Origin of the sequence: Kocuria nitroreducens, assembly GCF_042879195.1 — a bacterium.
GTDB classification, from domain to species: domain Bacteria; phylum Actinomycetota; class Actinomycetes; order Actinomycetales; family Micrococcaceae; genus Kocuria; species Kocuria nitroreducens.
This window is the reverse complement of sequence record NZ_JBHZTC010000003.1, coordinates 124,684-147,132: the sequence shown is the minus strand read 5'-3', so window position 1 is coordinate 147,132 and position 22,449 is coordinate 124,684. Positions and strand designations below refer to the sequence as shown.

The 22,449-nt window shown below is 71.6% G+C and carries 21 protein-coding genes and 1 pseudogene; 7 read left to right on the top strand and 15 right to left on the bottom strand.

Going from position 1 to position 22,449, the window contains the following annotated elements; translation table 11 throughout:
- Positions 1-2 precede the first annotated feature (2 nt).
- Positions 3-1,502, bottom strand: coding sequence for an FAD-dependent oxidoreductase (locus ACFYE1_RS02895; protein ID WP_387739761.1), 1,500 nt, complete (start codon positions 1,500-1,502; stop codon positions 3-5).
- 161 nt (positions 1,503-1,663) lie between these two features.
- Here ACFYE1_RS02895 and ACFYE1_RS02890 point away from each other — a divergent pair, with 161 nt between their 5' ends.
- On the top strand, positions 1,664-2,713 hold the full coding sequence (locus tag ACFYE1_RS02890; RefSeq protein WP_387739760.1) for a spore photoproduct lyase family protein: 1,050 nt from the start codon (positions 1,664-1,666) through the stop codon (positions 2,711-2,713).
- 15 nt (positions 2,714-2,728) lie between these two features.
- Here ACFYE1_RS02890 and ACFYE1_RS02885 read toward each other — a convergent pair whose 3' ends face one another.
- The 7 genes and pseudogenes from ACFYE1_RS02885 to ACFYE1_RS02855 form a co-directional block, all read right to left on the bottom strand.
- Positions 2,729-3,079 (bottom strand): cupin, encoded by a 351-nt coding sequence (locus tag ACFYE1_RS02885; RefSeq protein ID WP_387739759.1) that lies wholly within the window; start codon positions 3,077-3,079, stop codon positions 2,729-2,731.
- A gap of 33 nt (positions 3,080-3,112) precedes the next feature.
- Positions 3,113-3,628, bottom strand: a complete 516-nt coding sequence (locus ACFYE1_RS02880) for a methylated-DNA--[protein]-cysteine S-methyltransferase (RefSeq protein WP_387739758.1) — start codon at positions 3,626-3,628, stop codon at positions 3,113-3,115.
- A 9-nt stretch (positions 3,629-3,637) separates the two neighbouring features.
- Entirely contained in the window at positions 3,638-4,366 is a 729-nt protein-coding gene (locus tag ACFYE1_RS02875; RefSeq protein WP_387739756.1) for a hypothetical protein, read from the bottom strand.
- A gap of 33 nt (positions 4,367-4,399) precedes the next feature.
- Positions 4,400-4,626: pseudogene (locus ACFYE1_RS02870) on the bottom strand (DUF3253 domain-containing protein).
- A 261-nt stretch (positions 4,627-4,887) separates the two neighbouring features.
- Positions 4,888-6,678, bottom strand: a complete 1,791-nt coding sequence (locus ACFYE1_RS02865; protein ID WP_387739754.1) for an HNH endonuclease signature motif containing protein — start codon at positions 6,676-6,678, stop codon at positions 4,888-4,890.
- Between the two features lie 103 nt (positions 6,679-6,781).
- Positions 6,782-7,882 (bottom strand): alkene reductase, encoded by a 1,101-nt coding sequence (locus ACFYE1_RS02860; protein WP_387739751.1) that lies wholly within the window; start codon positions 7,880-7,882, stop codon positions 6,782-6,784.
- A 150-nt stretch (positions 7,883-8,032) separates the two neighbouring features.
- Positions 8,033-8,848 carry an AraC family transcriptional regulator gene (locus ACFYE1_RS02855; protein ID WP_387739749.1) on the bottom strand — a complete coding sequence of 272 codons (816 nt, stop codon included), beginning with the start codon at positions 8,846-8,848 and terminating at the stop codon, positions 8,033-8,035.
- Positions 8,849-8,921: 73 nt separating this feature from the next.
- On the opposite strand from ACFYE1_RS02855, the gene ACFYE1_RS02850 reads away from it, so the two are divergent.
- Positions 8,922-9,446 carry a VOC family protein gene (locus tag ACFYE1_RS02850; protein WP_387739746.1) on the top strand — a complete coding sequence of 175 codons (525 nt, stop codon included), beginning with the start codon at positions 8,922-8,924 and terminating at the stop codon, positions 9,444-9,446.
- A 13-nt stretch (positions 9,447-9,459) separates the two neighbouring features.
- On the opposite strand, the gene ACFYE1_RS02845 is transcribed toward ACFYE1_RS02850, so the two are convergent.
- The 7 genes from ACFYE1_RS02845 to ACFYE1_RS02815 form a co-directional block, all read right to left on the bottom strand.
- Entirely contained in the window at positions 9,460-9,900 is a 441-nt protein-coding gene (locus ACFYE1_RS02845; protein ID WP_387739744.1) for a VOC family protein, read from the bottom strand.
- A 354-nt stretch (positions 9,901-10,254) separates the two neighbouring features.
- On the bottom strand, positions 10,255-11,961 hold the full coding sequence (locus ACFYE1_RS02840; protein ID WP_387739741.1) for an aryl-sulfate sulfotransferase: 1,707 nt from the start codon (positions 11,959-11,961) through the stop codon (positions 10,255-10,257).
- 249 nt (positions 11,962-12,210) lie between these two features.
- A complete protein-coding gene (locus ACFYE1_RS02835; RefSeq protein WP_387739738.1) occupies positions 12,211-12,543 on the bottom strand; it encodes a protealysin inhibitor emfourin in 333 nt (110 codons plus the stop codon).
- A 75-nt stretch (positions 12,544-12,618) separates the two neighbouring features.
- Complete coding sequence (locus tag ACFYE1_RS02830; protein ID WP_387739735.1) at positions 12,619-13,989, bottom strand: M4 family metallopeptidase; 1,371 nt, start codon at positions 13,987-13,989, stop codon at positions 12,619-12,621.
- A 20-nt stretch (positions 13,990-14,009) separates the two neighbouring features.
- Positions 14,010-14,429, bottom strand: a complete 420-nt coding sequence (locus tag ACFYE1_RS02825) for a hypothetical protein (RefSeq protein ID WP_387739733.1) — start codon at positions 14,427-14,429, stop codon at positions 14,010-14,012.
- Between the two features lie 129 nt (positions 14,430-14,558).
- Entirely contained in the window at positions 14,559-15,437 is an 879-nt protein-coding gene (locus ACFYE1_RS02820) for a PKD domain-containing protein (protein WP_387739731.1), read from the bottom strand.
- Positions 15,438-15,625: 188 nt separating this feature from the next.
- The gene (locus ACFYE1_RS02815) at positions 15,626-16,231 is read right to left on the bottom strand and encodes a DUF6318 family protein (RefSeq protein ID WP_387739729.1); all 606 of its coding nucleotides are present in this window, start codon (positions 16,229-16,231) and stop codon (positions 15,626-15,628) included.
- Positions 16,232-16,497: 266 nt separating this feature from the next.
- Between ACFYE1_RS02815 and ACFYE1_RS02810 the strand changes: the two genes are divergently transcribed.
- Genes ACFYE1_RS02810 through ACFYE1_RS02790 form a run of 5 tightly spaced genes read left to right on the top strand, consistent with a single transcriptional unit; the run spans position 16,498 to position 22,445 of the window.
- Positions 16,498-17,202 carry an NUDIX hydrolase gene (locus ACFYE1_RS02810; RefSeq protein WP_387739727.1) on the top strand — a complete coding sequence of 235 codons (705 nt, stop codon included), beginning with the start codon at positions 16,498-16,500 and terminating at the stop codon, positions 17,200-17,202.
- Positions 17,199-18,494, top strand: coding sequence for a quinolinate synthase NadA (gene nadA / locus ACFYE1_RS02805; protein ID WP_387739725.1), 1,296 nt, complete (start codon positions 17,199-17,201; stop codon positions 18,492-18,494). The genes ACFYE1_RS02810 and nadA overlap by 4 nt, the downstream gene beginning before the upstream one ends.
- Positions 18,491-20,368, top strand: a complete 1,878-nt coding sequence (locus ACFYE1_RS02800; RefSeq protein ID WP_387739723.1) for an L-aspartate oxidase — start codon at positions 18,491-18,493, stop codon at positions 20,366-20,368. Before nadA ends, ACFYE1_RS02800 begins: the two co-directional genes overlap by 4 nt.
- On the top strand, positions 20,362-21,273 hold the full coding sequence (gene nadC / locus ACFYE1_RS02795) for a carboxylating nicotinate-nucleotide diphosphorylase (protein ID WP_387739721.1): 912 nt from the start codon (positions 20,362-20,364) through the stop codon (positions 21,271-21,273). Before ACFYE1_RS02800 ends, nadC begins: the two co-directional genes overlap by 7 nt.
- Positions 21,274-21,275: 2 nt before the next feature.
- On the top strand, positions 21,276-22,445 hold the full coding sequence (locus ACFYE1_RS02790; protein WP_387739914.1) for a cysteine desulfurase family protein: 1,170 nt from the start codon (positions 21,276-21,278) through the stop codon (positions 22,443-22,445).
- Positions 22,446-22,449: the final 4 nt, after the last annotated feature.

Genomic DNA, 22,449 nt, shown 5'->3' with positions numbered 1-22,449 from the left:
GGTCAGTGCCCGGCCCGGGGCAGGTCCTTCACGGCAGGGCCCTCGAGCAGGGAGCCGTCCGCGGCGAACCGGGAACCGTGCAGGGGGCAGTCCCACGAGCGCTCGGCGTCGTTCCAGCGCAGCACGCCGCCGAGGTGCGTGCAGACGCCGGAGACCTTGCAGGTGGTGCCGTCGACGGTGGACACGGCCACGGGGCGGCCGTGCTCGCGGCCGACGACGCCCCGACCCTCCGCGGGCGCTCCACCGGGCAGTTCCTTGCGCTCGGCTCTGAACCAGTCCTTGGGCGCGTTGAGGCCCACGCCCGCGTTGACGCGCAGGGCGGTGAGGATGTCCGACGGCGTGGTCACGCGCCGGCCCAGCGTCTCGGCCCACGGAACGCTGCCGCCGAGGATCTCGGCGCTCAGCGCGATCGAGGCGGCGACGGCGTTGCTCATCCCCCACTTGTTGTAGCCGGTGGCGAGGTAGATGCTGCCGCCGCCGCGGGGCAGGGCGCCGATGAAGGGGATCAGGTTGACCGACTGGTAGTCCTGCGCCGCCCACGCGTGGGTGCGCTCGGCCCCGGGGAACCAGCGCTGCGTCCAGGACTCGAGGTCGTCCACGGCGGCCTGCGGGGAGGCGGAGCGCCCCACCACGTGGTCGTTGCCGCCCACCAGCAGCAGCTCCTCCCCGTCGACCGGCACGGTGCGCAGGGTCCGGCCGGGGCTGTCCGCGGTGATGTACATGCCCTCCGGGATGGACCCCGGCGCCCCGGGAACCCGGTAGGTCAGCGCGTAGGAACGGTTCGGGGAGAGCTTGGCGAAGTACCCGCCGCGGTCCAGGACCGGGGTGCCCGTGGCGAGCACGAGCCGGTCGGCACGCACCGACCCCTGCGAGGTCTGCACCGTCAGCGGCGAGCGGACGCCGGCACCGGTGATCCGGACGTCTTCCACGAGCGTGCCGCCGCGCTCCCGCAGCTCGGCCACCAGGGCGCCGAGCACCTCCATGGGGTGGAACTGGACCTGGTCCGGCATCGTGATGGCACCGGAGACCTTGTAGGGGAGACCGGTGTCACGGGTCCAGTTCACGTGCAGACCGGCGATGCGGGCGGCCTGGAGCTCCTTGCGCAGGGCGGAGGTGCCCTGCGACGTCGTGGCGTAGGTGTAGGCGGCGCGGCGCTGGAACGGGACCCCTCGATCCTCGAGGTAGCGGATCAGCCACTCCTGACCCTCCCGGTTCCCGTCCACGTAGGCGCGCAGCACCGTGTCCGACTGGTGCCGGTGGATCTGGGAGAGCGTGGTGCCCTGCAGCAGGGACAGCTTCGCCGTCGTGTTGCCCGTGGTGACGGCACCCACGGAGCGGGCCTCGAGCACGGCGACCCGCTGGCCCGCACGCGCCAGCAGCACCGCGGTGGTCAGCCCGGTCAGCCCGGCACCCGCCACGACGGTGTCGTAGTGCACCCCCGGGACGAACTGGTCCGACGCGGTGGACGGCACCTCGTACGTGTCGAGCCATACGGATTTCATGGAGGAGCTCCCTCGTGGTCGGTGCGGTCGGGGCGGTCGGACCGTGATGCCATCCTGGTGGCCACCTGGTACGAAGTCCACTGCCCATTTCCGGGGAAACCCCTGCGCACCGGCTGTCGGAGGCGGTTCCTAGACTCGTCCTCATGCCCCCGGAACCGTCCATGGTCGACATCACCCGCATCTACTACGAACCTGCCGCCGCCGAGCTGCCCCGGGGGCGGCAGGTCCTCGAACGGTGGCCGGACGCCACCCTGGTGGAGGTGCCGAGCCACTGGCAGATCCCGGAGCTGCACGGGGACGAGACCAACGCGCGGCGGTGGGTGCGGATCAAGCGCGAGGCCCTGGTGCTGGGGGTCAAGAAGTCGTTGGCGGCGAGGCCCAACGGCCGCTCGGCGGACTTCATCGCGCCGTCCACGGCCAACGGGTGCGCCATGGCATGCGCCTACTGCTACGTGCCCCGCCGGAAGGGCTACAGCAATCCGGTGACGGTCTTCGCCAACATCGAGCAGATCACCGGCTACCTGGACCGGCACATCCGCCGGCAGGGCACCAAGCCGGAGCCCAACCAGTGCGATCCGGACGCGTGGGTCTACGACCTCGGGGAGAACAGCGACTGCTCGGTGGACGCGCTGCTCAGCGACAACGTGCAGGACCTCGTGGACCTGTTCCGCCGCCACCCCACGGCCAAGGCGTCCTTCGCCACGAAGTACGTCAACCGGGAGCTGCTGGACTGGGACCCGCAGGGACGGACCCGGGTGCGGTTCTCGCTGATGCCGGCGCACCTGGCCAAGCTGACGGACATCCGGACCACGCCGGTGCCGGAGCGGATCGCCGCCATCGACGAGTTCGTGGCGGCCGGGTACGAGGTGCACGTGAACTTCTCGCCGGTGATCGTCACGGACACGTGGCTGGAGGACTGGGCCGAGCTCTTCGAGCAGCTCGACGACGGTCTGAGCACGGCGGCCAAGGAACAGCTGGCCTCCGAGGTCATCTTCCTCACCCACAACGCCCAGCTCCACGAGGTCAACACGCAGTGGCACCCCAAGGCCGAGGAGGTGCTGTGGCGCCCGGACCTCCAGGAGACGAAGCGCTCCCAGAACGGGGCCCTGAACGTGCGGTACCGGTTCCGGGACAAACAGCGGTACCTGGAGCAGTTCCTCGACCTGCTGCACGAGAAGCTGCCGTACTGTGACGTCCGCTACGCGTTCTGAACCGAGGCACCCGGGTCACGCCACCCGGGGATCGTAGCCGTCCGACGGCCGGCAGACCGTGGTCAGCAGGAACACCGAGTCCTCCAGGGCCTCCACCGAGTGGCGGGAGTCGGTGAGGGACAGCAGCTCCCCGGCCGTGAGCTCCTCGGCGAGCTGACCGCGCTTGAGCACCCGGACCCGGCCGCGCAACAGCTGCAGGGTGGCGGCGGGAGGAGAGACGTGCTCGGCGAGCTCCTTGCCGGCGCACAGCGCCATCATCGTCTGCCGCAGCACGCCGTCGTGGACCACGAGCTCTGCGCTGCGCCCGGCACCGGACGCCCGCGCCTTCCGGAGATTGGCGGTGGCGAGGTCGTCGAGACGGGGCATGGGTCCTCCTGGTGGCGCGTCAGCGGTGAGGGGTCAGAGCAGCGCACCCTCGAGCCGCAGCAGGTACTCCTTGCGCTCCATGCCGCCGGCGTAGCCGGTGAGCCGCCCGTTGGCGCCGATGATCCGGTGGCACGGGACGAGCAGGCTGACGGGGTTGCGGCCGTTGGCGGCCCCGACCGCCTGGGCGGCGCGGGGCGCCCCGATGACACGGGCCACCTGCCCGTATGTGCCGGTCGTGCCGTACGGGATCTGCGCGAGGGCGTTCCACACGCGCACCTGGAACGGCGTCCCGTGGAGGACGACGTCGGCGTCGAACTCCTGCAACCGTCCCGCGAAGTACTCGCCGAGCTGCTCGCGGACGTGCGGGAGCAGACTGTCGTCTCGTGCCCCGAAAGCGGTGGGGATCGGCCCCTGGCGTGCTTCCTCGACGGAGAGCGCCACGAGCGCCCCTGCTTCCTCGACAAGTGCCAGCGGGCCGATGGGCGACTCCACGACGGCGTGACGGCGGACGGTCGAGGTGGTGGGTGCCGGGCTCAGTCTCAGTCCCATGGGCCGATTCTACGCCCGGCGCAGCTGCCCCCGCGGTGTGCGGGCCAGGGTGTAGGACGGCTCCCGCAGCCGGCACGTCCACTCGTAGTTCTCGGCACCCGTGGGGACGTTGACCAGGGGGTCGAAGCGTTCGTCCTCCCCGAACGGCGCGCCGGGACCGAGCTCGACCGTCCCGAAACGCTGCCACGGCCCCAGGGGCGTGGCCCAGTACAGCCCCAGGACCCACGGCTCGGAGGCGACCGACGCCCGGAAGAGGTCGGGGCGGGCCGGCAGGCGCTCCGTGCGCGGCTCGGGATGGGCGGCGACCAGCACGGGGCCGCCGAGACCGCGATAGGGCATGAAGGAGGCGAACGCACTGTCCGGCACGTGCCGATGGAAGGTGGGGACGAAGCGGGAGAACTGCCCGCTGCCGGCGGTCGCGAGGAGGACGTCGGCCCGGCCGTCGCTGCGGCCCTCCATCTGCCCGGAGGGCGGCACGGGGCAGCGCAGGGCGAGACCCAGGATGTCGGGCCATCCCTGCGGGAAGCCGATGGAGCGGGAGAAACGGGCGCGCACCGGGTCCTCACCGGCCTCGTCGATCCAGTGGATGCCGCTGGTGCCGCCGCCCGCCCGGGTCAGGAGGCCTTCGAGCCCGACACCCTCCGAGTGGATGGGCCTCTGGGGTCGGAACTGCTTGAGCAGGACGAACGGCGCGCGGGCGGCGGACCCGAGGAGGGTGCTGATCGGTGCGGTCGTCATGACCCACACGCTACCCGGGAGCCCGTGTCCGGATCAGCGGAGTCGGACGCGGATCGGCCCGCGGGCCGTCCGGCCGTCGACCACATGGCCCTGCTGGGTGATGTCCACGAGCCCGTCGTCGGCCATCCTGTACGCCTCCTGACGCACGTCCTCCATCAGGTGCCGCCAGCCGTCGGGGCCAGTGCGCGGGCCGCCTCGGACGGGCAGACGGTCTTCTCGGGCCCGCGGAGGCGGACCAGGTCGAGCAGCGCCGAGCGCATCTCGGTGGGCGACGGGGTGGTCACGGTCGGCTCCTCTCCGTGCGGGCACGGTCATGGGTGCGTTCGGGCGGCCCCGTCCGTGCGGATCCGCCCGTGGGAGCGTTCGGGCAAGTCCGGTCGTGGACGCCTTCGGGCGGGCCCATCCGTGCAGGTCCGGTCCTGGTGCGCTCGGGCGAGCCCGGAACAGGGCGGGCGGCAGGTACCGGATCCCGACTCCCCGGATCCCGACTCCCCGGGTTCCAGGTTCCAGGTTCCAGGATGTCAGAACGGCGGCGGATCGCCGGCCGGATCGACTCCAGGACCAGACCGAGGAACGGAGCACGGAGCGGCGCCCGTGACACGGTGCGGCGCGTGATCCGGTCCTGGGCGCGGGGCAGGGGCCGGGACGACGTACGATTTTCTGTCCGGTGCCGGGTCCGGGTGATGGTGCTCCTGCGGGTAGGTCCGGTGGACCTGTCCCGCAGGGGAGGTCCACTCCAGCACGCCGTGGTGGTGCAGGAAGTTTGCCTCTCCGGACTCTTCGGGGACAGGGTATTCGCGTCCGGGTTGCGGCTGCCGGGGGTCCGATCGCCCCGGCTTGAAGCCCCCGTGTTCCAGGTGCCCGGGTTCCAGTCGCTCAGGCGCCACATGCTCCACCCGCCACCGGCCCAACGGGCCGTCCCGGTGCTTGAGCAGGTGGTGGTGCCGGCACAGGTGTGCGAGGTTGTCCGCCGAGGTCCGGCCGCCGTCCGCCCATGCGATCGTGTGGTCGAGGTCGCAGCGAGACGCCCGGCGCCGACAGCCCGGGAAGCGGCACGTGCCGTCTCTGGCTCGCAGACGGTGCTTGAGATCCGCGGGCACCGCGTAGGTGCTGCGGTCCCGGTCCAGGACGGTTCCGGTGACGGGATGGGTGAGGATCCGTGACCAGGACGGCGCGCGAGCCGCGATCCGCTCCGCCAGACCGACCGGGATGGGCCCGTAGCCCTCCAGCTCCGCGCAGCGGGAGGTGCGCGGCAGACTCTCGACGGAACCCGGGATCCCCTCCCCCGCGTCTCGGAGGAGCGCGAGCACGGGCACGGTGACCGTCACGTGCCCGCGGATGCCGCGGAGGTGGTCGGGCAGGTCGGCGGGCTCGCCGTCGAGCAGGAGATCCGCCAGCACGTCGGCCCGCAGCTGGGGCACCGTGCGACGCTCCGGAGACCCGGGAGCGAGTTCGAGCGACCCTCCGTCCGACGCGGCCGTGGCCGACGACGCGGGCAGCGACGAGGCCGGAGTCTGCGCCGTGAGGACCTCGACGGGGGCCGCGGGGACCGCGCGACCGACCAGCGTGTCGAGGCGGTCCTGGATCGCGTGCGCAGTGGCTGCGTCCAGGAGGGCGCACAGCTGTGCCATGCCGTCCTCCCGGGGTTCGACCCACACGCGCCGGTCCCGCAGCGCCAGCCGGTGGCGCTGCTCCTCGGTCTCCCGCAGCAGACCCGCGCGGCGCCGGCGTGCGAAGGCGCGCAGCTGGGCCACGGTGCTGTCCGGCGCCCGAAAGAGCAGCTCGTCGACGATCCGGCGAACGCTCTCGACCGGCGCCTGCTGCTCCGGCGGGAGGCTGTCGGCGTCCCGTACGAGCTCGCGCCACAGCTCGACGAGCACCCCCGCCTGCCGAACTCCCACCAGGCCCTGTTCGAGCGCTTCGAGGACCTCGGGCAGGGCCTCCGCGAGCATCACGGCGTCCTCGACACGGCGCAGCGCGGTGCCCGCGGGGAGCCGGAGGACCGGACCGATCTCGTCGGCCACGTCCCGCACCGTCTGCTCATCGGGCTCGAGGGAGTGCGGGCCCAACCGGTCCGCCTCAGGCGGCATCCAGAGCGCCTCCACCATCCAGCGCTGCTCGCGGGCCTCCTCCTGCAGCTGCCAGAGCCGGTGGAGCAGCCGGTACTGGCGTCCCGCGGCCCTGGCCTCCGCACGGGACTCCTCGACCAGTGCCCGCACGCCGTCGGAGAACTCCTCGCCGATCTCGGCCAGGTCCGTCTCCTCCCGGAGGGCATCCTCCAGGCTTCGCGGCGGAACGGCGGTGGCGGCCATGGTTCATGATCCCAGCCTGCTCCGACACGCTAGGACGTGACGTGGATCACCAAGAAGAACCCCGTGTTCCGCCCGGCACGGCCGGGCAGGAGGCGGGAACCGCTCAGGCCTGCGCGAACGGATAGTCCGTGTAGCCCTCGGCGCCCTGCGTGTAGAACGTCCGCGGGTCCGGCACGTTCTCCGGCAGACTTTCCGCCCAGCGCCGCGCCAGGTCCGGGTTCGCGATCGCCGGGCGCCCGACGACGACGCCGTCCGCCACGCCCTCCTCGATCAGCCGCACCCCCTCCTCGCGGGTGGTCGGAACGTCGCTGAAACCGCTGTTGGCCAGGAAGGCGCCGCCGAAGCGGGCGCGCAGCCCCTGCACGAAGTCCCCCGCCGGCTCCTTGTGCAGGACTGACAGGTAGGCGAGGCCGAGGTCCTCGATGCCGTCGACGAGAGCGGAGTACGTGGCCCGGACGTCCTCGTGGTCGGTCTCCCAGGCGGCCTGGATGTTGTGCTCGGGAGAGATCCGCAGGCCGACCTTGTCCGCACCAACGGCCTCGGCCACGCCTCGGACGACCTCGACCACGAAGCGGGCACGGTTCTCCGGGGAACCGCCGTACTCGTCGGTCCGCTGGTTGGCGCCGGGCGCGAGGAACTCGTGCAGCAGGTAGCCGTTGGCTCCGTGGATCTCCACACCGTCCAGGCCCGCCTCGATCGCGTTGCGCGAGGCCTGGACGAAGGACTCCACCACGGCCGGCAGCTCCTCGTCGGTCAGGGCGTGCGGGACGGGGTAGTCCGCCTTGCCCCGATAGGTGTGCGTTCTCCCCTCGATCGCGACAGCGCTCGGAGCCACCGGCTGGGAACCGCCGTTGATGTCCGGGTGCGTGACGCGCCCGGCGTGCATGACCTGCATGAAGAGCCGGCCGTCGGCGGCGTGGACACGCTCGGCCACACGGCGCCAGCCCTCGACCTGTTCCGGCGTCGCGATGCCGGGCTGGTAGGCGAAGCCCTGCCCCACCTCATCGGGGTAGGTGCCCTCGGTGACGATGAGGCCCATCGAGGAGCGCTGGGCATAGTGCTCCGCGTTGAGCTCTCCGGGGACGCCGTCACGGCCGGAGCGCATCCGGGTGAGCGGCGCCATGACGAGACGGTTCGGCAGCTGGAGGGAACCGAGGGTGAAGGGGGTGGACAAGGTGGAGTTCGGCACGGGGAGACCTTTCATCAGAGCACGGGTTCTTTCCGTGTCAACGGAAGATCCCCCGGAGTTATTTGCACCGCCGCTGTCTCCTTCCTCACAGCCGGCGGCACCCCTGCACCCTGGATCCAGAACGAGCGGCCCGGCGCGGCCCCCGAGCCGGCACGCCAGGACCTCTTATCCGCCCCCTCGGCCGGAGCGAGCGCGGCCGTAGCCGCGCGGGGTGGCCCCCAGCACCGACCGGAACTCCCGGGTGAGGTGGGACTGGTCCGCGAAGCCCAGCTCCGCGGCGAGCGCCCCGAGGTCCGCGGCCGGGTCGGCGCGCATCCGCTCGGCCGCCTCCTGGAGCCGACGACGACGGAGCAGCAGCTGCGGCGGCATTCCCACGAACCGGGCCGCGAGCCGTTGCAGTGAGCGCTCGGACACGTGCAGCTGCCGTGCCAGGTCGGCCGGGCTCCGCACATCGGTGCCCGCCTCGAGGAGGTCGACCATGCGATTGGCCAGGGCACCGTCCCGCGCCGCCGCCGGGGGAACCTCCGCTGCCAGCACCCGGATGTGGCCCGCGAGCAGGACCGCCGACCGCGCGTGCCGGCCGGTCGGGCCGTCCCCTGTCATGGCCCCCGCGACGGCCGAGTGCAGCCCGGACGCACGAACCGGCGCGGACCCGTCGAGCAGGTCCGCCGGGCGCTCCGTGAACAGCAGGACCCCCGCCGGTCGCAGCAGCGCGCCGACCGCCCAACCCCGGCCCGTGAGCACCCGGGTGGACGCGCGGCTCGTGGGCCCGTGCAGCACCACACCGTCCGGTTCGACCACCACGTTGCTCGCCGGATAGCCCAGCACCAGCTGCTCGGCCCGCTCCCCCGCCGGCAGGTCCCACTCCGGGATCCACAGCTGCCGGACGAGGTGGGCGACGTCGTCGGGCGCGGGCAGGCGCACGACCGTGGCGTGCGGTCCCGGGGTGAGGTGGCCCCGCGTGGTGGGCGGCTCGCTCATGGCACGAGCGTAGCCACCCGAGGGTGGCGGAAATCTTCAAGACCGGCCGCGGACCGCTCACTAGGCTCGGGGCATGAGCACAGAGCAGAACCTCCGTGGGGTCACCGGAGCGCACACCTCCGACGGGACGCCCCACGGGTACACGTCCCTGACCCCTTTCATCGCGGTGGTCGACGCGGCCGCGGCGATCGACTTCTACACCCGCGTCTTCGGTGCCGTCCTCGTCGACCGCACCGACATGCCCGGGCCGGACGGGACTCCCGTCGTCGTGCACGCGACCCTGGACCTCGGCAGCGGACGGCTCCAGCTGGGCGAGGTGAACCCCGCCTTCCACCTCGTGCCTCCACCCGCGGGCGACGACGACTGCTACTCGCTGGGCCTCTACGTCCCGGACGTCGACGACGCGGTGGCGCGCGCCGTCGCCGCCGGCGCCACGGTCCGCGAACCCGTCAGCACGTTCGTCTCCGGCGACCGCTACGGCAGCATCCGCGACCCGATCGGCGTCCGCTGGTCGGTCATGACCCGGGTCGAGGATCTCTCCGAGGAGCAGAGCAACGCCCGTGTCGCCGAGTGGGCGGAGTCCATGGGGCAGGAGTGAAGCGCCGCGCGGCTCAGGCGTCCCGGGGGTCGGCGGCCGGGGCGTGCAGCTCCAGGGCGATGTCGTCCGGGTCGCGGAACTCCAGGATGTGGCCGACGCCGATGTCCTTGATCCCCTCGTGGGCGATCCCCAGGTCGTCCAGCACGACGACGGCGTCCTGCAGGTCGGCCTGCGACGCCACGGTGAAGCACAAGTGGTCCAGCCCCACCCGGTCCGCGTCGTGCCGGTCCCCGTCCGGCGCCACCGGCCGGAGTCCGAGCAGGCCACCGCCGAACTGGTAGATGACGCCGCCGAAGAGGAAGGCCAGCTGGTCCTTCGTCTCCTGGTCGGCGTCCGCCGGAGGAGCCTCGAAGGCGACCGGGAAGCCGAAGACGGCGTCGTAGAAGGCGCGGGATCGGTCGATGTCGGTGACCGTGAGCCGGACGTGGGCGTAGTCGGTGGCGCTGATGGGCACAGTGTTCTCCGGTGTCGTCGGGGTCGCGCTTCGAGCGGGATGTCCTGCCGTGCGCACCGGACGGAGGTGTCCGCCCCCGGTGCCAGGACGCGCACTCTACGGGGCTCCACCCCTGCGGGCGAGGGTCCGGGCCCCGCGCGCGAACTCCTCGGACGCGCGCGGGGCCCGGCCTCCGGGACGGGTCCCGGTCGCGGCTTTCCAACCCTCGACCGGGACCGTCAGCTTCTCCCTGTGTCCCGGGGATCCCCTCGCACGATCCAGCCAACCACCACCTGCTGAACACGAGCTGAAGCAGGACTGCCTCACGGTGGTCCTGGTGGCGCCGCCCGTCCCCGCTGGCGTGAGCGCGCCGGCTCAGTCCCCGGTGAACCAGAAGTCGCCGAACCCGTACTTCAGCACCTTGTAGGCGAAGTCGTTCTCGGTCGGCCCCTCGAGGGCGTAGTCGAAGCGAGCGACGACCTGGCGCTGAGCGTCGTACTCGGCGAACGTCAGGGCCTGGCCGCTGTTGACCACGAGCGGACCGCCGAGGTCCTGCACGTTGCTGACGATCGCGGAGTAGGGCACGGGGACGGTCTCGACCTCGCTGTAGGTCCCGGCGTTCTCGTCGACGAGGTACTTCCGGTACTCCGAGCGGAGGGAGGGGTCTGCCGTGGGCACCGGGGAAGCCCCGGCGGGCACGGGAGCCGTGTAGTCCGGGCGGCTGCTCATCCTCCAGAACGAGTTGTCGAACATCGTGAGGTAGTACTGGCCGTCCGCCAGCGACTCGTCGTCGTGGCGCACCACCGAGTGCTGCCCGCCGGTGTCGGGGAAGTCCCCCGCCTTCTCGAGGAGCAGGTCCTCGGCGTCGGTGCCGGCCCAGACCTCGCGCTGACCGATGATGTACTCGACCGCTGGGTTCCCGTGGACGTCGTCGACCTTCAGGATCGCGGAGGTCTCGCGCGCGCTGACGATCACGGAGTCGCCGTCGGGGGACCAGTCGACCGAGTTCAGATGCAGCCAGTCGTCCACCCCGTTCGGGCCCTGGGGCTGGGTGCGAGACTTGTAGTCGGCGAGGAGTTCCGTGAAGTCGACCGTCTTCTCGTAGGCCCCGGTTCGGAGGTCCAGGGAAACCAGGACGTCCTCCACGCTGCCCTTGGCGGTCTCCGTCGCCAGGATGACGAGCTTGCCGTCGTCGGTGACGTCGAAGTCGTGGTGCATCTCGTAGCCGTCCAGGACGTGGGTGGCCACGACCCGGCCGAGCCCGTCGATCCGGGCGACCTTGTCCGCCCCGACGGTGGTCACCATGGTGTCGCCGTAGAACTCCAGGCGGTCAGTGCGGTAGCTCTCGAGGTCGAACTCCGCGCGTAGCACCCCCGCGTTGTCGTAGAGCAGGGTGTAGTCGATGTGTCGCTTCAGGCCCATGACGGCGAACAGGCCCTCGGTGAGCTCCTCGGCGTCCCCCACCACGGTGCGGTCGAGGGTCGTGCGGTCGCCCGAAGCGCTCGGTGGAGCGGTCATGGTGAACGAGAACTCCGTGGGTTCGCCGCCGTCGGGCTGCCAGGTGGTGGTCACGGTGTTCTCGACGCCCGGGACCACTCCGATGAGCTGCCCCTCGAACGACGAGGCGCTCGGGTCGTGGTCCTTGGCGACGCGCGTGAAGTCCTCGGTGCCGGGAGAGCTGACGGTGTACGTCAGGGTGCCGTTGTCCTCGGTGTCGAACTGGGCGAGCACACCGGTGGTGTTGGTGCCGAAGGGGTCGAGCACGAGCAGGGGGTCCGCGGGAGAGGAGTCCAGGGTCTTCAGGTCCTCCAGCGCGGCGTCGACCACCTCTTGCACGTCCAGGGCGAATCCGTCGCGCCCCTCGGGACCGCCGTTGCGGGCCACCGAGACCGTGTAGACGTTCGCGTCCGCCTGCGGGTAGGTCTCGGCCCTGGCCACCAGCTGATCGGCGGCCGGCATCACGGGAGGAGCATCAGGCTGCTGCGGCACCCGCGTCGGCTCGACCGCGACGACCGGGCTCCCCGCCACGACCAGGGCTGCCGCGAGCAGGGTGACGGAAAGAGCGCGCGATCTGTTCGACATCTCGGACTCCTGGTGGTGGGCACGGCGGTCAGATTCCGCTGAGTCTAACCACCCGATAGTCTTCTGATAAGGGACGATGCCTTTGCGGAAGCTAATGCCTCACCCCAGAGGCGTCTCGGCACCGGGGGATGACCCCGGATAACCCCCGGGCCGCCCTGCTCCGGGCCCCCCTGCTCCGGGACGGCTGCGCAGTTTCCGCAACGCCGTCCGTGCGGGTGCCGCTCCAGGACCGGACCACCCGGCTCCGCCTCACGGCCCCCGGCCGGGCTCGCACTGGTCGGCGCAGTCGCGCAACCGTGCCACGAGCTCCTGGGCCGCCGGGTCCTGGTCGAACTCGCTCACCACGAGGCGCCGGACACCGGAGCTCTCCCGGACCTCGATCACGTAGGACTGCTGGTCGGCCGTACCGTGGCGGGTCGTCGGCGCGGTCGATCCCAGCCGGTGCGCACGGACGGCCTCGAAGAGGTCGAGCAGCGCGTCCTGCTGCGCCCGGGGCAGGGACTCGGTCTCGAAGCTTCGCTCCACGGCCAGCCCGGGGAAGTACGCGATGCCTCCCTCGAGGCGGTAGCTGACTCTCGCCATGAACGGCACCGTCCCTCCGTAGGACGCGGATGGCCCGGGCCGGTCCCGCGCGGGACCGGCGGGGCCGGTGGGAAATCAGTTCCCGACTATACCCGTGGCCCCCTTCCGGGTCAGGCGCCAGCACCCGTCCGCTCCGTCGAAGGTCGACATGGCGCCCGTGGCGACGTCGCCGGCGAGCGTGCCGGCGTACCGGGCCGAACCGGCATCGAAGGACAGGAGCAGCGTGCCGTCCTGCTGGTGCCACCGGCCGGACAGCTCGCCGGTGAACGAGCCGTTCTCGTGGAAGGTCAGGCCCGCCCGCGCGTAGGAGTCCGTGCAGCCCCAGCTGTAGTGGAGCACCCACTCGTCCGCGAGGGCGCCCACGGACCGGGTCGCCTCGGGCGTGACCCCCACCTGCTGCCAGGCGTCCGCCACCACGGTCTGCTCCGCGGGTCCGAACAGGGTGACGGCGTGCTCGAGCGTGAGGCCTGCGAAGTCCTTGAACTGCGCGGTCCACCGCAGGCTCCGCAGCTCGGGATCCCGCATCGCCGCGTACCAGATCCGGCCGGCCTTCTCCCAGCTGTGACCGCCCAGTCCGGTCGCCGTGAGGTAGAAGGCCCGGTTCGGGATGCCGGAGTTGATGTGCACCCCGCCGTTGTCGTCCAGGGTGTGGACGAAGCGGGACATGTGGTCCGGCTGTGGGTCCTTGCCCAGCACGTCGTCGTCGAACGCGGTGCCGGGCGCCTTCATCGAGCGGAGACCCACGCCGTTGACGGCGTTCGTGAAGAGGCCGGCGCCGATGATCCAGTCGGCGTCCGCGGCCGTCTTCCGGGGAACGGCCACGTACTGCTTGACCATGGCCCCGATGACGTCGGAGAAGTGCTCGTTGAGCGCCCCGGACTGGTGCATGTACAGGAGGTCGGACTCGTGGGTGGTGATGCCGTGCGCGAGCTCGTGCCCGATGACGTCCACGGAGGCGGTGAAGCGGTTGAAGTACTGGCCGTCGCCGTCCCCGAAGATCATCTGCCGGCCGTCCCAGGCCGCGTTGTTGTACTTGTTCTGGTAGTGCACCGTGCCGAGCAGGGCCATGCCGGCGTCGTCGAGGGAGTTGCGCCCGAAGACCTCCTGCAGGAGGTCGAACGTGGCTCCCAGCCCCTCGTACGCCTCGTCCACGGCGGGGTCCGCACTGGCGGGGTCTCCCTCCGAGCGCACGAGCGTCCCCGGCAGCTCGGCCGTGTTGCCCGCCGAGTGGACCCTGCGCTCCTTGTGAGCGGTCGCCTGCGCCGCTACGGCCCGAGCGGTCAGGTCCGCGATCAGCCGTTCCGCCCGGACCGTGGTGTCCACGGCGAGGGCGGCCAGGGCGTTCCTGCGGGTCTGCTCGTCCCCGTGCACCGCCATCTGCTCGTGCACGTACGGCGGGATCACACCGCAGAACGGTCCGTGCCGGTGTCCGTGATTCGTGGTCATCACTTCCCCACCCCTCCGCATCAGATCCGGTTGCCCGCGGCGTCCAGCTCACCGGGAGCCGTCCCCGCGGAGCCCAACTCACCGGGCGCCGTCCCCGCGGAGTCCAGCCTCCGCCCGGCGACGTCCGCGGGCTGCCCCGCGCTGCTGTCCGCGGAGTCCGGCCAACCGGCGGATTCCCGCCTGACCAGGTACCAGCAGCCACCCGGCGAGCCGTCGAAGGAGGACATCGCCCCTGCTCCCGCGCTGCCGGTGAGCGTGCCGCCGTACTGTGCGGGGCCGTCGACGAAGCGGAGCAGCAGGGTGCCGTCGTGCTGCCGCCAGGCTCCGGAGAAGCCGCCGCCCGAGAAGCTGCCGTCAGCGTTGAACACGAGGCCTACCCTGCCGTAGTCGTCGGTGCAGCCCCAGCTGAAGTGGAGCACCCACGGACCGGAGATCGTCACTGTTCCACCCCTTTCCTCGCCCGGCGCGCGAGCACCGGCGGGACCGATGCCCGGGTTCTCCGGGGAACGGAGAACCATGTGCATCGATCATCCCACCAGGAACCGACGGCGTAGCGGTCGGCGCGGAAATCAGCAGCCGGTGCCCTGCGGGTTCTCGAGGCAGTCGTCCGCGTAGTTACGCACCGTGGAGCGCCAGACGCTGATCGGCACAGGCGCGCTCGTCACGTCGTTGAGCCCTGCCACGGGCAGCCATGGGCCGCCCGCCACCGAGTACTCGCCGGAGAACCAGGTGGTGAGCGAGACGGCGTAGTCGCCGGTCTCGGTGTAGACGTGACTGGTGTCGGTCTCCACGTCCCACGCCCCCTCCGCGAGCGGGGCGCCGCTGAGCTCGGTGGGACCGAGCCCGGTGCCGTCGCCGTAGTCCCACGCGTACTGGACGGGGACGGCGCGGACCTGCACCGGGAACCCGCCCAGCTCGGTGCTGAACTGCTGGGGCCTGGCCTCCGCCCAGACGTTGGTGTGCATGCCCCGCAGCGTGTCGGGCGCGGGCTGGACGACACTGGCCGCGGGCGCAACAGCCAAGGTCCTGAAGTCCTGCAGGGTGAACGTCGGCAGCTCCACGATCTCCTCGCCGCCCTCCGCCTCGGCGACCGAGACGCACATGGGCTCGCCCCACGGCGTGCTCGGACCGTCCCCCTGTCGCACAACGACATTCATGTACACGCCGTCCCCACCATCCGCCGTGGTGCAGTCCCGCTCGGCCAGGCAGTCCTCGAGGATGTCACCGGTCCGGTTGGTGCACGGGTTCTGCAGGCCGAACGTCTGCGACTTCGACTGCGCGATCGTGTCCGGGTTGAACGGCCGGTCGATGCCCTGGTCGCTCAGGTACTGGCGGAGCGCTTTCTGGAAGGCTGGGTCTTCGTCGGGGTCGTAGTCGACCGGGGCGGCAAATCCGTGCTTAACAGCTGCAATACTTTCCAAATTTTTCTGTCCACTCTCGTGGCGCACATCGACCGACAGCTTTACCTCGTCGCCGTCCGCATAAGAATCGAAATTATAGGATTCGCTTTTTTGGATTTCATTCTTTTTGAACAGTGTCTGTCTGGAGTCACCCTCGTCTCCCTCCAACGCGTGAGCCTCCGTCAGAGGTAGGAGAACCATGGACAAGGACAATAACGCTACGGCGCGAAAAGCATTCATTGCTGTTCGCCTGCAATGGGGGCAAGAGTTATATAAATCCAGCTACCGTCTGAGAAGTCCATATAAAGTATGGACCTATCTCTCGGTTCTCCTGGCGCGTCGACCTCAACTTCGGAATCGCTTATCAGTTGCCCAGGTTCTCGTTTATAAACGACAATAGGTTTATATACGCCATCTGTAGCCCGCAGCATTTCCGCCTGAGCGATTTTAATCGACTCTCGGCCACCGATTGTCCAATTTCCCTCCTCATAGACGGCATCCAGGTCATCCAGTTCATCGAGGCATGCTTCACATGCGTCGCTAGTGATGTCCCGCGCGTATGAGGTGTCGCCGGTCTGATACGCGTACCACATGGCGTCGGACCAGTAGTCGAGGAATGCCTGCGCCCCGTCCCGGGACTCCTCCCGCGCCAGGTCCGGCATGACGGGCTTCGGCACGTTCTGCGCGGGGCCGTCGAGCGAGGCCGGCACGTAGTCGGCGGGAGTGGCGTCCGGGCTGGGCTCCGATGAGGCCGCCGCAGCCGACGAGGCAGCGCTGGAAGGTGACGCCGCGGCGCCGTCGTCGTCGGTGCCGCACCCCGTGAGGAGCAGTGCCGTCAGCACGACGCCCCCGACCGCCGCGCCGACTGGGTTGGACCGGACCATGAAGTTCCCCGCTTCGCTCTGCCACGGTCGGACGGGCCGACTGGATGGGTCAGATGGTAAACGTCCTCGGCTGTCGGGGAGCAACCCCTGTGGACACCCGAAAACCCGCGTTCTCATGCGGCCTGGTCAGCGGCACCATGGTCACGACTTTGTTAATGTCACTCTGACTTGAACAGTGTTATAGTCAGTCCAACCCGAAGGCAGCGAACGCGATGGAGGTGGCGATGACCGCGCAGAACGTGGCCCTTGCTGTGTCGACCGTCATCTTCGCCGCCCGGGACACCGGTGCTGACGGCAGCAAGGAGCTCTGGCTGCCCCTCGTCCGCCGCATCCGCGATCCCTTCCGAGGGATGTGGGCCCTGCCCGGCGGACCCCTTCAGCCGCACGAGGACCTCGAGTCCTCCGCCGCCCGGTCCCTGCAGCTCACCACCGGCCTGCAGCCCGGCTACCTCGAGCAGCTCTACGCCTTCGGGGGTCTGACCCGCTCGGCGAACGCCGAGGAGCGCGTCGTCTCGATCGTCTACTGGGCCTCGATCCGCGCCGACCAGGCCTCCGACCTCCACGCCGACCTCAACGTCACGTGGATGCGCACCACCGAGCTGCCGCCCCTCGCGTTCGACCACAGCGGCATCGTGGACTACGCCCTCTACCGGCTGCGCAACAAGATCACCTACAGCCGCGTGGCCCACTCCTTCCTCGGCGAGACCTTCACCCTCGCCGCGCTGCGGGAGGTCCACGAGGCGATCCTCGGCACCCCCCTGGACCCGGCCAACTTCCGGCGCCAGGTGCTCGCGTCCGGCGCCGTCCTCGACACCGGCACCCGCCTGGAGGGCACGCGACATCGCCCGCCCCGGCTCTACCGCTACAACAACGACCTCGACCTCGCCGACCGCACCCCGGCCGGCCGCACCACCCAGGAGCAGACATGACCTCCGTCGCCACCCGCATCGACCTGCTGACCGAGAAGCCGGCCGACCTCCCGGGCACCGCCCCGGCCACCAGCACCTGCAGCACCGACCTCGCGGCGAGCCCGTGGGACTTCGCGCCCACCGTCGCCGCCGGCTACGGCCCCGGGGCCTCCGAGACCGATGTGGTGCCCACCGGCGCCCCCGCCCAGCCCGTGATCCCCGAGGAGTACCAGCACGCCACCGCCGAGGAGCTCGACCGGCGGATCGCCGCCGCCAAGGAGACCCTCGGCGAGCGCGCGGTGGTGCTCGGCCACTTCTACCAGCGGGACGAGATCGTGAAGCACGCCGACTTCCTCGGCGACTCGTTCCAGCTCGCCCGCGCCGCCAGGAGCAGGCCCGAGGCCGAGGCCATCGTGTTCTGCGGCGTGCACTTCATGGCCGAGACCGCCGACATCCTCTCCGGCGGCCACCAGTCCGTGATCCTGCCCAACCTCGCCGCCGGCTGCTCCATGGCGGACATGGCCGACGAGGACTCCGTCGAGGAGGCGTGGGAGCAGCTCATGGACGTCCTCGGGGAGACCGGCGACAACGGCCGGCAGACCGTGGTCCCCGTGACCTACATGAACTCCTCCGCGGCGCTCAAGGCGTTCTGCGGCCGGCACGGGGGCATCGTGTGCACCTCCTCCAACGCCGCGACCGTCCTCGAGTGGGCCTTCGAGCGCGGACAGCGGGTGCTGTTCTTCCCCGACCAGCACCTGGGCCGCAACACCGCCAAGGCCATGGGCATCCCGCTCGAGCAGATGCCGATGTGGAACCCGAACAAGGACCTCGGCGGGAACACCGCACAGGACCTGCAGGACGCCCGGGTGATCCTCTGGCACGGCTTCTGCTCCGTGCACCGCCGCTTCACCGTGGCCCAGATCGAGAAGGCCCGCGCCGAGCACCCCGGGGTGCGGGTGATCGTGCACCCCGAGTGCCCCATGCCCGTGGTCGACGCCGCCGACGAGAACGGCTCCACCGACCACATCCGCAAGGCCATCGAGGCCGCCGAGCCCGGCAGCACCTTCGCGATCGGCACCGAGATCAACATGGTCAACCGGCTCGCCGACCAGCACCCCGAGCACACGATCTTCTGCCTGGACCCGGTCATCTGCCCGTGCTCCACGATGTACCGGATCCACCCCGGCTACCTCGCGTGGGTGCTCGAGGAGCTCGTGGCCGGGCGCGTGATCAACCAGGTCTCCGTGGACGCCGCGACCGCCCGGGACGCCGAGGTGGCGCTCGAGCGGATGCTGGCGGCGCTGCCGCGGTGAGCACGGACCCGGCACCGCGCGTGCTCGTGGTGGGCAGCGGCATCGCCGGTCTCACCGCGGCCCTGGGCGCCGTCGGCCACGGCCTCGGCGTGACGCTGCTGAGCAAGGACGCCCTCGACGAGACCAGCACCGCCCGCGCCCAGGGCGGGATCGCGGCCATGACAGCCGCGCTCCCGGCGGGTCAGCCCCGCGACTCCGAGGACCTGCACGTCCAGGACACCCTCGCCGCCGGCGCGGGGACGTGCGACGACGACGCCGTGCGCGTCCTCGTGCGCGACTCGGCGGCAGCGATCGACGAGCTGGTGGCGCGCGGTGTCGTCCTCGACCGCGAGGCCGGACCGGGCTCCCCCTGGCTCGAGGGCCTCGAGGGCGCCCACTCCGTGCCCCGGATCCTGCACGCCGGCGGCGACGCGACCGGCCGCGAGATCCAGCGCGCGCTCCTGACCGCCGCGCTGGCGGCGGAGGCCGCGGGACGCCTGACGATTGCCCGGCACACCATGCTGGTCGACCTCCTGCTGGGCCCCAGCGGCCGCGCGGCCGGAGCCCTCGTCCTGACCGGCCCCGGGGACCGGCTGCAGGAGCTCGCGGCCGACGCCGTGGTGCTCGCCACCGGTGGGGCCGGGCAGCTCTACCCCCACACCACCAATCCCTCCGTGGCCACCGGCGACGGCATCGCCGCGGCTCTGCGCGCCGGCGCCGCCGTGGCGGACCTCGAGTTCGTGCAGTTCCACCCGACGGCGCTGGCGGCCCCGGGCTGCTTCCTGGTGTCCGAGGCCGTCCGCGGCGAGGGCGCGGTGCTGCGGGACGCCACGGGCCGGCGCTACCTCGAGGACGTGCACCCGCGCGCGGAGCTCGCCCCCCGCGACGTCGTGGCCCGTGAGAACGTCCGCCGGTCCCTGGCCCAGGGCGGCCGGCCGGTCCTGCTCGACTGCACCCGGCTGACCCCGCCCGGCCCCGGCCCGCACGGGGACGGCACGACCGCCGAGTTCCTCGCCCGGCGCTTCCCCACGATCGACACCGCCCTGCGGGCGCACGGCGTCGACTGGTCCCGCGAGCCGGTCCCGGTCACTCCGGCAGCCCACTACCTGATGGGCGGCGTGGCCACCGACGGCCTCGGCCGCACGACCGTCCCGGGGCTCTACGCCGTGGGCGAGTGCGCGGCCACGGGCGTGCACGGCGCCAACCGGCTGGCATCCAACTCGCTGCTGGAAGGCGCCGTCTTCGGGGCCCGCGTGGCGGACGCGCTGCCGGCAGACATGCTGCGGGCCGACGGCACCGGCCACGACACCCCGGCGCACCTCGTCCTGCAGGGCCGCGCCGAACTCCTGCCGACGGCCGGCCGGCCCGGGGGCGCCGTGCCGTTCAACAGGGGCGCTGCGCCATTCAACAGGGGCGCTGCGCCGTTCGGCAGGGAGCCCGTCCCGGTTGATCGGGACACGGTGCCGCTCGACGGGAAGGCCGTGCCGTTCGACAGGAGGGCTGCGCCGGTCGAAGGTGGCACGGTGCCGTTCGACCGTGCGCAGTTCCAGGACGCCATGTGGGCGGGCGCCGGCGTCCTGCGCGACCGCTCGCGGCTCGAGGCACTGGCCCGGCGGCTGGCCGGTTTCCGACCACCTTCCGGCCTCTCCCGGCGCGCGGTCGAGGACCGCAACCTGCTGACCGTGGGCCGCGCCGTGACCGCCGCGGCCCTGCACCGCACCGAGTCCCGGGGTGCCCACTTCCGGGAGGACTTCCCGGCGCCGGATCCGGCCCGCGCGCGGCGCACGTTCTGGCACCAGGACCCAGCGCCGCATGTGCTCCAGGCACACACGCTGACCAGTGAACATACTGTCATCGACCTATTCGCCATCCCCGAGAGGATCCCCGCATGCTGACCCGAGCCGCCATCGCCGAGGTCGTGGAGCGAGGGCTCGCCGAGGACGCCCCCTGGGGCGACATCACCTCCGAGCACCTCATCCCCTCCGGCGCCACCGCCCGGGCTGAGCTCGTGGCACGCGAGGCCGGCGTCTTCTCCGGCGGTGCGGTCCTCGCCGCGACGTTCGCCGCCTCGGACCCCGCGGTGGCCGTCGAACTGGTCTCCGCCGACGGCGACCGCTTCGAGGCCGGGGACACCCTGGCCGTGGTGACCGGTCCCGCCCGGGCCGTGCTGACCGGCGAGCGCGTGGCCCTGAACCTGACCCAGCGGATGTGCGGGATCGCCACCCTGACCGCCCGCTACGTCGCCGCCGTCGAGGAGACGGTCGCCCGCGTGGAGCAGGCCGCGAACCTCCCGCCCGGCACGATCACCCGCACCCGGGTGGCCGACACCCGCAAGACCACCCCGGGGCTGCGGGCGCTCGAGAAGCACGCGGTGCGCAGCGGGGGCGGGCACAACCACCGGCACTCCCTCTCGGACGCCGTGATGGCCAAGGACAACCACCTGGCCCTGCTCACTGCCGACGGCACCGATCTGACCGGCGCCCTGCGGCAGCTGCGCCGTCGTCTCCCCCACACGGTGCACCTCGAGGTGGAGGTGGACCGGCTCGACCAGATCGAGGCGGTCCTGGCCGGGGGCGCGGACACGATCCTGCTGGACAACTTCTCGGTGGACGACCTCGTGAGCGGTGTGGCGATCATCGACGGCCGGGCGACCGTCGAGGCCTCGGGCGGGGTGAGCCTGGAGAGCATCGGGGACATCGCGGCCACCGGGGTGGACGTCATCTCGGTGGGCGCGCTCACCCACTCGGCCCGCAACCTGGACTTTGGCCTCGACATCGGGCTCGGCACCGGGACGGCATGACGGTGCTGTACCTCGACTCGGCCGCGACCACCCCGGTCCGGAGGGAGGTCCTGGAGGCCATGTGGCCCTACCTCACCCAGGAATTCGGCAACGCCTCCAGCCATCACGACGCGGGCCGGCGGGCGCTGGCCGGGCTCGACCGGGCCCGCGGGACGGTCGCGCAGGTGCTGAACTGCCGTCCCGCCGAGATCGTGTTCACGTCCGGCGGGACCGAGGCGGACAACCTGGCCGTCAAGGGCATAGCCCTGGGTCGCCGGGACCGGGACCCCTCGTGCACGCACGTGGTGACGAGCGCGGTCGAGCACCACGCCGTGCTCGACTCGGTCCGGGACCTCGCCCGCTGGGACGGTTTCGACGTCACGGAGCTGGGCGTGTCCGCCGACGGGTTCGTGGACCCCGCGTCCCTGGAGAGGGCTGTTCGTCCGGGCACCGCGGTGGTATCCGTGATGCATGCGAACAACGAGACGGGTACGGTTCAGGCGGTCGCCGAACTGGCTGCGGTGGCTCGGGCGCGGAACGTCCCGTTCCATACGGATGCGGTCCAAGCGGCCGGGTCGCTGGAACTGGACGTACAAGCGCTCGACGTGGCGGCGCTGAGCCTCGCCGGGCACAAGATCGGGGGACCCAAGGGCGTGGGAGTGCTGTTCCTGCGCCGGGGGACACCCCTGCGTCCGCTGCTGAGCGGCGGCGGGCACGAGCGCGGCCGGCGCTCCGGGACCTCGAACGTGGCCGGCGCCGTGGGGCTCGCCACGGCCCTGCGGCTCGCCGCCGAGGAGCGCCCGGACCGGGCGGCCCGGCTCGCCGCCCTGCGGGACCGGCTGATCACCGGGATCCTGTCCGCGGTGCCCTCGGCGGTGCTGACCGGCCCCGACCCGCGAGAGCGGCCGGCGGCGCGGCTGCCCGGCAACGCCTCGTTCTGCTTCCCCGGCGTCAACGGCGAGACGGTCCTGGTGGACCTGGAGGCGCGCGGGCTGCTCGTCTCCTCGGGCTCGGCCTGTTCCGCCGGGGACACCGAGCCCTCGCACGTGCTGTCCGCCATGGGGTTCCCGCCCGAGGTCGCCACCACCGCGGTCCGGTTCACGCTGTCCGCCGAGGTCACGCCGGAACAGGTGGACGGGATCGTGGCGGCGACCCGGGACGTCGTCGAGCGGCTGAGCGCGGCCCGCGGCTGAGCGC